Genomic DNA, 10,819 nt, shown 5'->3' on the forward strand with positions numbered 1-10,819 from the left:
CCCACACACTTTGAAAAAGTTTAATCAAAATGTGTGGGTTTTAATTTTGGATTCCTTAATTTTTTATAAAAAAGATTGATCATTTTATGTGGCCTACTTAAATAAACTCAGCTGTTTGTTTAACTATATCCCTTCATGATTAGCATATAAATTTCACTTTTTAAAAGAAATATTTTGTTCAATCGCCTAACAGAACAAGATAAAAAGCCTAACTCATATTAGTAATTTTTCCTGTTCCTGTTGATAAATATAAAAATACTGCCTAGCACACTTAATGAAAGCACAAAATATAACAATAAATCAGGTAGAAATTCTGAAGGAACAATATCTATCGATTGAAAAATAATAATAGCAATGATACCTAAAGATAGGATGTTATACAACACATTATTTGTTTTATATTGGATTTCTCTCCCTCTTTCGTCTTTTGCTTCATCACTTGATTGGAATTTTATTACATACATCTGACTGATGAATATTAAAACTAAAAATAAAGATTTTAACCACAACATATGTCTCACTCCTCCTGATAATCGAACACGTCAGTTATTGACTTTTCAAATATATTTGCAATTTTAAAAGCAAGAATTAGAGAAGGATTATATTTATTTTTTTCAAGAGTAGCGATAGTTTGACGACTAATCCCCACTCTTTTTGCCAGTTCTTCTTGAGTCCAACCTTTTTCTGCTCGACAAACTACAATTTTATTATGTAACAATAGCAACACCTCTTGAAAAGATTGTAATTTATTTCTTACAATTAGTAAAGTATTTTTGACAAAATGTTTTTTGTAATTAAACATACACACAAAAAATATCCCTTTATACAAAGGGATAAAGCGGTGCAACTTTCTTTAAAACGGTACATCTTTTTTTTAAAGGTACAGTTAGATTTGAAATTTTCAAGAAATTCATGAAGACATTAGGTTTTTATTAGGGATAGTCAAAATTCTTAGCTTGATAGCGATGTGGTTCTACCCCGAAAAGAAGTTCCTTTTTTCTGAAAATGTATATAAATGCAAAATGTATTATTAATATCCGAATATGATTTTATATTTCATTAATTTATTCCTTTCCATCTACATTAATCATTTATTGCAACAGCTTTCACGTCTAAAATAAGATGTTTCAACAAAGGAAAGTATAAGTATCTTTATAATGATTTTCCAATATAATCAATGTGTTAATGAAAGGAACTCTGTGTTATTTTTGCTTTTCTACTAACTAATACAGCTTCAAACAATGGACACAATTGCTACATGCCAAGTGTAATTTATTATCCATTCAAGATTCTGTTTATTCAATCTTTCTAAAAATAAAAAAATATTAGACTCATAAATATACAAGTTATAATGAGGGCGTCGAGAGATAATCTATTACCTCTAGAGAAAATATCAAACCTAGTTCTGGTGCAAAAATTTTAAAGACCTTGCAAGTAACCTTCTAAAATTGGACATACTGATATGATTACTCTAAGAAAGGTGTGTGATCAGAAGGGAAATTTATTAACACGAAATATGAAAGCGTTATCAACTTGATCTTATTTTGAATTGGTCATTCAAATATCTCAGATTCAACTGCAATTAAAAATAATAAATTATGGGGGTGCTTATATGAACATGAATGTAGCATCTATTAAAGAAAAAAAGGTTGTTAAATACAAAAGTTGTTTTGATGTGATTGGGCCGGTAATGATAGGTCCTTCAAGTTCACATACTGCAGGTGCTTTGGCTATTGGGACAGTTGCCAATAAATTATTTCAAGGTCTTCCAAAAAAAGTCGTGGTAAGGTATTATGAATCATTTGCTGAAACCCATAAAGGACACGGAACTGATTTTGCAATTATTGCTGGGATATTAGGATTTGCTGCCGATGACAGCAAAGTGCCAGATGCTATTTTAATAGCAGAATCTAAAGGAATTGACATTACCTTTATTGAAAAAGCGGGTGATAGTCCTGCTGGTCATCCAAATACGGCAGATGTATATTTAGAGGATGAAAGCCGAAGTATTAGAACGATGGGTATTTCGGTCGGCGGTGGATTAATTGAAGTCAAACGTGTTGAAATTGACGGATTTAGCTTAGATCTGCAGGGGCCATTGCCAGTTATTATTGCGATTTCCGAAAGAGCTGACTTTGAATTTGTCTTACGCAGGATCTTTAAACAATATGATGTGGAAATTAACAACTTTCATAGTTTAGAAGAAAACAGAAAATATTTATATGCATTCGCTTTGGATTCGCTATTGCCTGGTTATGTTCAGAAGGAATTAGGAAATTTAAGCAATATAGCTAATATCATTATTCTTTAGTTACTTTAAGGGGTGAAAAAATATGTATATGACCATAAAAGAAATTGTGGATGCAGCTAATAAAAGCCAAAAGCCAATTTATGAATTAGCAATCGAACAGGAAATCGAACAAACTAAAACTTCTTATGAAGAAGCTTGGAGTAAAATGGAAAGAAATTTAGCGACTATGGAAAATGCCATAAATAAAAGTATCGAGGGCGACGGGGTATTTTCTCCGACCGGTTTAACCGGAGGTGATGCTGTTAAAATTAAAAACTATCGAGAAAATAGGAAAACTCTTTCTGGAGATTTGATGGTGTTAGGGATTCAAAGTGCTATCGGTGTTAATGAAGTAAATGCTGCATTAGGGGCTATTTGTGCAACCCCAACAGCAGGTGCGAGTGGGACGATCCCGGGAGTCCTATATAGTATTAAAGATACGTTGCAGTTAACTCATGAAGATATGATCCATTTTCTATTCACTTCAGCGTTATTTGGAACGATAGTCGCAAATAACGCTTGTATTTCAGGAGCGTACGGAGGATGTCAAGCTGAAGTAGGCAGTGCCTCAGCAATGGCGGCTGCAGCAGCGGTAGAAGCTGCCGGAGGAACGCCACAGCAATCTTCTGAAGCTTTCTCAACCGCATTACAAAATTTACTCGGTCTAGTTTGTGATCCGGTCGCTGGTTTGGTAGAAATTCCTTGTGTAAAGAGAAACGCTATTGGAACGGCAAATGCTTTGGCAGCAGCAGACATCGCATTAGCCGGCGTAAACAATATCATCAATGCAGACGAAGTTATTGAAGCGATGTATAGAGTTGGAAGACAGATGCCTCGCGAATTAAGAGAGACAGGTTTAGGCGGAATTGCGGCCACACCTACAGGGATTGCCATTAAAAATAAAATCTTTGGGGAGAAACAATCAAATTAATAAACAGTTATCGGAAATATTGTGAAATAGTTAACAATCCTATTCTCTATTGTTCTCCTAAGGATGTCTGTATATTGAGAGCCATTATCACTAAAATATACTACTATATAATTAAAGTGTTTTGTAAGAGCTAACAAACCCATCAGGTTGATGACTAGCAAATTTTTCGATTTTGATCAACTTAGAAGAAGGACACACGATGTGGCGCACTTTGTAAGCAATTCATTTTTCAAGAACGGTCTATATTCCTAAGCCTTAAAAAGAGACGGAAGAATAGGACACAAGGAGGAATTATTATATGAATGGGAATACTGCAAAAAAAATAGAATTTCAGGCTGAAAATACTGCAGTAAAAAATGAGAAATATCCAGATCCTACAAAGTGGCATAAACAGGATACTACCTGGGCATTGAGCCTTTTTGGAACAGCCATTGGAGCAGGAGTACTCTTTTTACCGATTAATGCAGGTTCAGGGGGGGTATTATCATTACTACTAATTACATTACTTGCATATCCAGTTATGTATTACTCACATAGGGCGCTTGCTAAAATGATATATGCTTCCAATTCTGCTGAAGAGGGGATTACAGGCACAATAAGAGAGTATTTTGGAAATAAGGCAAGTATCATTTTTAACATAGTATATTTCGTCTCAATTTATACAATCGTGCTAATGTATTCTGTTGCACTTACAAATACTGCAAGTAGTTTTATCGTGCATCAATTGCACATGCAGGAGCCTCCAAGGGCCATTTTATCGCTTGTATTAGTACTCGGTCTTATCGCTATACTAAATTTTGGTCAAGATATCACTGTAAAGATAATGAGCATGCTAGTATATCCTTTCATAGCTTCTCTACTTTTTATCTCAATATCTTTGATTCCACAGTGGAATACGTCAATGCTTAGTTTTTCAAGTGTTTCTACTGCTTCAACAGGAACAGGATATTTGGGAACGATATGGATGATACTACCAATCATAGTATTCTCGTTTAATCATTCTCCTATGATTTCGTCATTTGTTATGAAACAGAGAGCTACGTATGGAATAGAAGCTACTGATGCCAAATGTGCTCAAATACAAAAAGTTTGTTATATCATGACATTCGCTGTTGTTATGTTCTTTGTTTGGAGCAGTACCTTGAGTTTGACTCCAAATGATCTTATGATGGCAAAAGAACAGAATTTGTCAATCCTATCTTATCTTGCTAATGAGCTTAATTCGCCTGTAATCACGATTGCAGCTCCTATCATTGCTTTTGTGGCTATTACAAAGTCTTTCCTTGGCCATTATATAGGAGCATATGAAGTAATGCGTGACATGATTATTAAGTCCGGTAAAACACGCGGGAAAGATATAGGAGAAAAAACAGTTAAGACAATGATCCTTACTTTTGTCGTATTAACATGCTGGTATGTTGCTTATGCAAATCCAAGTATTCTTGGAATCATTGATGCCCTTAGCGGACCGTTAGTTGCTGCTATCTTATGTTTATTACCAATGTATGCAATTCGTAAAGTGCCTGTACTAGCTAAATATAGAGGGAAAATGAGCAATGTATTTGTCATTATTATAGGTATCCTTACTGTCCTAGCAAGTATTAAGTCATTATTCTAATTCACTATTGTTAGTTCTGATGCAAAAATAGTGAGATATGAAAAAAGAACGAAAGATTCCTAGCGGAACTGAATTTTATATTGTTGAACCAAAGAAATCATGGTTTTGGACAAACTTTTCATCTTGGAGAGTTTGTCCTTTTTTGATTATATGCATAACTTCTATTCTTGCACTCACCTTTTTAGCTGTTTGCAATGATTTTAATCCAAGCATATTAGGGTGTCGTCCCATGTCCATCAAGCTAATAATTTGAAGTATTCCTTAAGGTTCTGATGAGATGTGGATTCAGTGTTAAAGGTGAAGACAACGATTTTTCCAATGCACGTAGATATGATTTAGAAGAATTTGTTCTCACCCTAAGCTATGCAATTAGTATGAGGAGAGCTTCTTCTGTTTTAGAGGGCTATTCTACAATGTAAGTGCCGCATGACTTCTGCATAACGATCTTCCATTATCGGGCGCATTTCTTAAAAAAGAATTGCATCGTTATTAAGAATCGAAAACCATGAGTGATTTCAATAGCAGCTGTCTCCATGGGAGGAAAGACCTCGATAACAATGTGTGAAACGAAGACATCAATGTTGTAGTCAGTATATTTAGGTAAAAACAAGTCTAAAGTTCCCTTTTTTCTAGGAATCTCGAGCATTCAACCTACTGATAAAGGGAAACCTAAAGGGCATACTAAGATTATATTTAAAATGGGAGGTTATAAATTTGAGTACAATAGAGAATGCATTATCTATCTTCGCCTTAGGCGGCTTGAATGAAATCGGAAAAAATATGTATGCAATTGAATATTCAAACAATATCGTGATTATCGACTGTGGCAATAAGTTTCCAGATGAAAGTTTATTAGGAATTGATTTGATTATCCCTGATATAGCTTATTTAGTAGAAAATAAAGATAAAGTCAGGGCTTTAATTGTCACACATGGACATGAAGATCATATCGGGGGGATCCCGTTCTTCTTAAAAAAATTGAATGTACCCGTTTATGCCACACGCTTCACACTAGGATTAATTGAAATCAAATTAAAAGAACATAAACTCCTAAGAGAAAGTGAACTTATTGAAATCAACTCAAACTCAAACTTGACAATTGGAGAAATAAGGGTAAGTTTTTTCAAAGTGACCCATAGTATTCCTGATTGCTTGGGAATAGTCTTTCACACACCAGAGGGTAATATTGTACATACAGGGGACTTCAAGTTCGATTTAACCCCTGCGAATAATGAGAATTCGGATATTCATAAAATGGCTGCAATCGGCAAAGAAGGGGTCTTGCTTCTATTATCTGAGAGTACCAATGCAGAGCGTCCTGGTTTGACCCCATCGGAACAAATAGTAGGTGAACATGTGGAAGCAGCTTTCATGAAAGCCGAACGCAAAGTTATTCTTTCTACCTTTGCTTCAAATATTAGTCGCGTTCAACAAGTCGTGAATGCAGCACAAAAAACAAATCGAAAAATTGCGTTGCTTGGACGAAGTATGGTTAATGTCATAGCGGTTGCTATGGAACGTGGTTATTTAACAGTTCCAGATGGAATGTTAATTGACCCACATGAAATCAATGAAATGGCTCCTGAAAGGGTGGCCATTTTATGCACGGGGAGTCAAGGAGAACCATTGGCTGCTCTTGCTCGCCTGTCCACAGGAAACTTTCGCGGTGTCGACATTTTACCTGAAGATACGGTTATCTTTGCAGCAGGTCCAATACCCGGGAATGAACGAAATATCACGAGTATCGTAGACAACTTATTTGCCCTTGGAGCCAAAGTGATTTATGGATCAGGAAGTACATCCGGAATGCATGTTTCTGGCCATGGTTATCAAGAAGATTTAAAACTAATGCTTACATTAATGAAACCAAAATATTTTATTCCCATTCACGGTGAATTTAGAATGCTGCACCATCACCGTTTGTTAGGGGAATCCGTTGGAGTAGAGCAAGGAAACACGTTTATCATCAATAATGGGGATGTCGTCGATATTGAACATACCATTGCCCGTCAGACCCGGAAAATACCGGTGGGGAATACCTACATAGACGGGGCGGATGTCGATAATATTGGGGAAATTGTGTTACGAGACCGCAAACAACTTTCAGAGGATGGGATGCTCATGATTATTTTAACTATGAGCAAAGCGGAAGGAACGTTGATTTCTGACCCCGATACCATTTCTCGTGGATTTGTGGATAGAGATTTCTCGGAACTCCGAAGAGACGTTAATCGACTTACTATAAAAACTGTTAACGAGCTACAAGAAGCAAATAGAAACTCATGGAATGTAATGAAAAAACAAATAAAAAAATCAATACGACAATATGTATATACACATACTAAGAAAAAACCAATGATTGTACCTATACTTATTGAAATTTAATAGGGGGAAGTTTAAAAAAATGAATTAATTGATTTTCAACAATTGGGCACAATTCTCTAATAAGAATTGTGCTATTTCTTTTGTATTGGACCATTTAATGGAATAAGAATCCCAAGCAAAATTTAATATTTGTGAAGGATTGCACTTAAACTAAAGGGCAGGTGTAGAGTGACTATATAGGTATTTAATTTTAAAACTTCAAACACACATAACCCCATGCTGATTTTAGGGTGGGGTCAAAATAAAATTGTTTTTTTTGATGCAGAATACTTCACTATACTTAAAAATATAACAATAAAGCTGTTTAACTCTAAGAGTTATTCAATAATCGCTCCCAATTGCGGAAAATCAAGATGATGATTTTGATTGCTGCCTTTTGCCTTTTGGACCAACGTACCAGTTATAGAGGAAATTAATAAGGTGCAGCAAGCAAACCTTTTAGAAATGGAATAGAGACTACTAAGCGAATTATAGAGAGAACAAAAAAAGCATCCAGTGGGGTGCTTTTTTTGGGGGAATAGAAAATCCGGTTCTGGTGCAAAAACTTAAGGACAATTGCAATGAATCTATAAATCTTGGACATACTGTTACTATTACTTTAAAAAGGGGGCGTGATTGGTATGGAAAAGGAAAATGTATTCAAATGGAAGCATTATCAGCCTGATATTATTTTGTTAACGGTAAGATGGTACCTACGGTACAACCTCAGTTTTCGTGATTTGGTGGAAATGCTAGAAGAACGGGGTTTATCCATTTCTCATACAACGATTATGCGTTGGGTTCATCAGTATGGTCCTGAATTGGACAAACGAATCCGCCGTCACCTCAAACAAACAAATGACTCTTGGAGAGTCGATGAAACATATATCAAAGTAAAAGGTCAATGGATGTATCTGTATCGTGCTGTTGATTCGAAAGGAAACACAATTGATTTTTTCCTAAACAAAACAAGAGACCAGAAGGCTGCAAAGCGCTTTTTCAAGAAAGCTTTGCGGTCTTTTCATGTTTCAAAGCCACGTGTTATAACAGTCGATAAGAACCCGGCTTATCCTATAGCAATTGAACAGTTGAAAAAAGAAAAAAGCATACCTGATGGTATGCAACTTAGACAACAAAAGTACTTGAATAACATAGTAGAACAAGATCATCGCTTTATAAAGAAGCGAATCCGTTCTATGCTAGGGTTCAAATGTTTTGACACAGCTACATCCATTCTTTCTGGAGTAGAAGCCATGCATATGATTAAAAAAGAGCAGCTTGATTTACGGGACCAGTCTGTCCAAAATCAGAAAGAATTCATCCATCAATTGTTTGGACTTGCAGCATAAGATACGATTCCGTTAGGAATATATGTGCTTTATTCTTCTGTATTTTATTTTTGCACCAGAATCCTTTTTCTTTATATCCTAATCAAAAAACGTAGGCTCACGCCTACCGATATTCATCTCCCACCTAAAATTGATGTTTCACATCTTCACATTTTTGAGGAAGCAGTCTTTTGTCGGAAAACAATAAAATTTTATTATTTTTTATAATTAGTAGAATTTTTATAGAAATAATCCTCTTAATCTATTAAAATTATATCGTATAATGTCAGATTATATCATATAATGTCAAATTGTGATAAGGGGAGAGAAAATTTTATGTTAAAAAAAATCATTCCAGTTGCTTTAGCATTAAGTACAGTTACTTTTTCAAGTGTATTTGCTGCGCCTTCAGCTCAAGCAAGTACAGAACCAAACCGCTACATAGATGTACAAATGCTCGGTATTAACGATTTACATGGGCAACTAGACACTGTAAAGAAAATTAACAATAAAGATGCAGGGGGAATCGAGTACTTAGGGGCTTATTTACGTGATCGTGAAAAACAAAATCCGAATACATTAAAGGTTCAAGTTGGCGATGCTGTTGGAGCAAGTCCTCCTGTTTCAGCATTATTACAGGACGAGCCCACGATTGAATTTCTAAATGATTTAAAATTTGATGTTGGAACCATAGGAAATCATGAATTTGATGAAGGCATTGAAGAAATGAAGCGCCTAATTTATGGTGGATACCATGAAAAAACAGGGAATTTTAAAGGAGCAAAATTCCCATATGTAGCCGCAAATTTCTATAATAAATCCACCGGTCGTCTATTTTTACCACCATTTACTATCAAAAAGGTACAAGGAGTTCCTGTTGGCTTTATCGGAGTCGTAACAACAGATGTTCCTAACCTTGTTATGCCTACTATGCTAAAGAATGTAGAAATTACAGATGAAGTTGAAGCCATTAACAAGTCCGTAAAGCAATTAAAAAAACTAGGCGTTAAATCTATCGTTGTTCTTGCGCATAACGGAGGTACAACAAATGAGAACGGTATAACAAATGGTGATATCGCCCGATTAGCAAATGAGACTGATCCAGAAGTCGATGTTATTTTTGGAGGGCATAGCCACACCTATGTAAATGGAACTGTTAATAATAAACTTCTCGTACAAGCAAATTCTTATGGTATGGCTTTTGCTGATGTTGATGTAAAGATTGATCGTAAGACACAAGATATTGTTGAGAAAAAAGCAGAAATTGTTACAACCTACCATGAAGGCATGGAGCCTGATAAAAAAATAAAGAAGAAGATGGAGAAATATCAAGAAAAAATCGCACCTCTTGTCAATGAAGTTGTTGGTAAGTCTACCGCTCCACTAGATCGTAAACTAAATACGGCTGGTGAATCTACCCTCGGCAATTTAGTTGCTGATGCCCAGCGTGCAAGAATGCAATCCCAAATTGCTCTTATGAACCCTGGTGGTATTCGTAATGACTTAGATGCTGGTGATATTACATGGGGAGAGATATATGGCATTCAACCATTCGGAAATCAATTAATAAAAGTTAATTTAACGGGTCAAGACATTCGTGATATTTTAAATCAACAATGGCAAAAAGACATAACAAGAATGCTTCAAATTTCAGGGATCCAATACACTTGGGATGCGAATAAGCCAAATGGAGAAAAAGTCACAAGTATTCGCTTAACAAATGGAGAAGAAATTATTCCTTCTAAAACTTACAGCGTCGTTGCGAACGCATTTCTAGCTTCAGGTGGAGATGGATTTGTGTCCTTTAAAAACGGGAAAGATGCTGAAACAGGACCAACTGATTTTGAAGCATTAGTAGATTATATAAAACAAGCAAAAGAACCAATTCAGCCTATTATTGATGGAAGAATTCAAAAAATAAATTAGTTTTATATTAATCTCAAAACACTTAGATTACCTGTTCGCTAGACTTTTTAGTGTGCAGGTAATCTATTTTTTCTTGCTAACTTACCTAAAGTATGTGGTGACATATATCGCTGTAATTCTTTAGAAAATAATTGTGGTTCAACAGAAATCGATAGATTCATACAAAAACACCTTGCTATCTATAATAATTTTACAAAAAGAATAGCTTTTTATATTTAAAGTGGGCTTACACAGAAATACAACATATGTACACTTGTATAAAACCGGAATAAGGGAGAAGAACTATTAATTAGAACTTTATATTAAATTTTAATTTAACGTAAATAACAATTGTAAGAATCTAAATTTTTTATTTATATATC

General features: G+C 35.0%; 8 protein-coding genes and 1 pseudogene. 6 read left to right on the forward strand and 3 right to left on the reverse strand.

The genetic code is table 11. The features are described 5' to 3' along the window. Positions 1–218 precede the first annotated feature (218 nt). Positions 219–512, reverse strand: coding sequence for a hypothetical protein (locus AB3X48_RS12735; RefSeq protein ID WP_016103670.1), 294 nt, complete (start codon positions 510–512; stop codon positions 219–221). Positions 513–517: 5 nt separating this feature from the next. Beyond that, on the reverse strand, positions 518–718 hold the full coding sequence (locus AB3X48_RS12740) for a helix-turn-helix transcriptional regulator (RefSeq protein WP_016103671.1): 201 nt from the start codon (positions 716–718) through the stop codon (positions 518–520). Between the two features lie 894 nt (positions 719–1,612). Here AB3X48_RS12740 and sdaAB point away from each other — a divergent pair. The 3 genes from sdaAB to AB3X48_RS12755 all read left to right on the forward strand — a co-directional run bounded on the left by sdaAB (position 1,613) and on the right by AB3X48_RS12755 (position 4,839). Beyond that, a complete protein-coding gene (gene sdaAB, locus AB3X48_RS12745) occupies positions 1,613–2,311 on the forward strand; it encodes an L-serine ammonia-lyase, iron-sulfur-dependent subunit beta (protein WP_016103672.1) in 699 nt (232 codons plus the stop codon). 22 nt (positions 2,312–2,333) lie between these two features. Next, positions 2,334–3,221, forward strand: coding sequence for an L-serine ammonia-lyase, iron-sulfur-dependent, subunit alpha (gene sdaAA / locus AB3X48_RS12750; protein WP_002120780.1), 888 nt, complete (start codon positions 2,334–2,336; stop codon positions 3,219–3,221). A gap of 298 nt (positions 3,222–3,519) precedes the next feature. Then, complete coding sequence (locus tag AB3X48_RS12755) at positions 3,520–4,839, forward strand: aromatic amino acid transport family protein (RefSeq protein ID WP_002144101.1); 1,320 nt, start codon at positions 3,520–3,522, stop codon at positions 4,837–4,839. A gap of 75 nt (positions 4,840–4,914) precedes the next feature. On the opposite strand, the pseudogene AB3X48_RS12760 reads toward AB3X48_RS12755, so the two are convergent. Continuing rightward, a pseudogene (locus AB3X48_RS12760) lies at positions 4,915–5,055 on the reverse strand (IS6 family transposase); the annotation flags it as partial. Between the two features lie 498 nt (positions 5,056–5,553). On the opposite strand from AB3X48_RS12760, the gene AB3X48_RS12765 reads away from it, so the two are divergent. The 3 genes from AB3X48_RS12765 to AB3X48_RS12775 all read left to right on the forward strand — a co-directional run bounded on the left by AB3X48_RS12765 (position 5,554) and on the right by AB3X48_RS12775 (position 10,457). Continuing rightward, positions 5,554–7,224 carry a ribonuclease J gene (locus AB3X48_RS12765; protein ID WP_016103676.1) on the forward strand — a complete coding sequence of 557 codons (1,671 nt, stop codon included), beginning with the start codon at positions 5,554–5,556 and terminating at the stop codon, positions 7,222–7,224. A 620-nt stretch (positions 7,225–7,844) separates the two neighbouring features. Then, positions 7,845–8,552: an IS6 family transposase gene (locus AB3X48_RS12770; RefSeq protein ID WP_002187387.1), complete on the forward strand. Its 708-nt coding sequence runs from the start codon at positions 7,845–7,847 to the stop codon at positions 8,550–8,552. Between the two features lie 315 nt (positions 8,553–8,867). Beyond that, the gene (locus AB3X48_RS12775) at positions 8,868–10,457 is read left to right on the forward strand and encodes a bifunctional metallophosphatase/5'-nucleotidase (protein WP_215582830.1); all 1,590 of its coding nucleotides are present in this window, start codon (positions 8,868–8,870) and stop codon (positions 10,455–10,457) included. The last annotated feature ends 362 nt before the right edge of the window (positions 10,458–10,819 follow it).

The sequence above is a fragment of the Bacillus sp. S4 genome, from assembly GCF_040838205.1.
GTDB lineage: Bacteria > Bacillota > Bacilli > Bacillales > Bacillaceae_G > Bacillus_A > Bacillus_A cereus_U.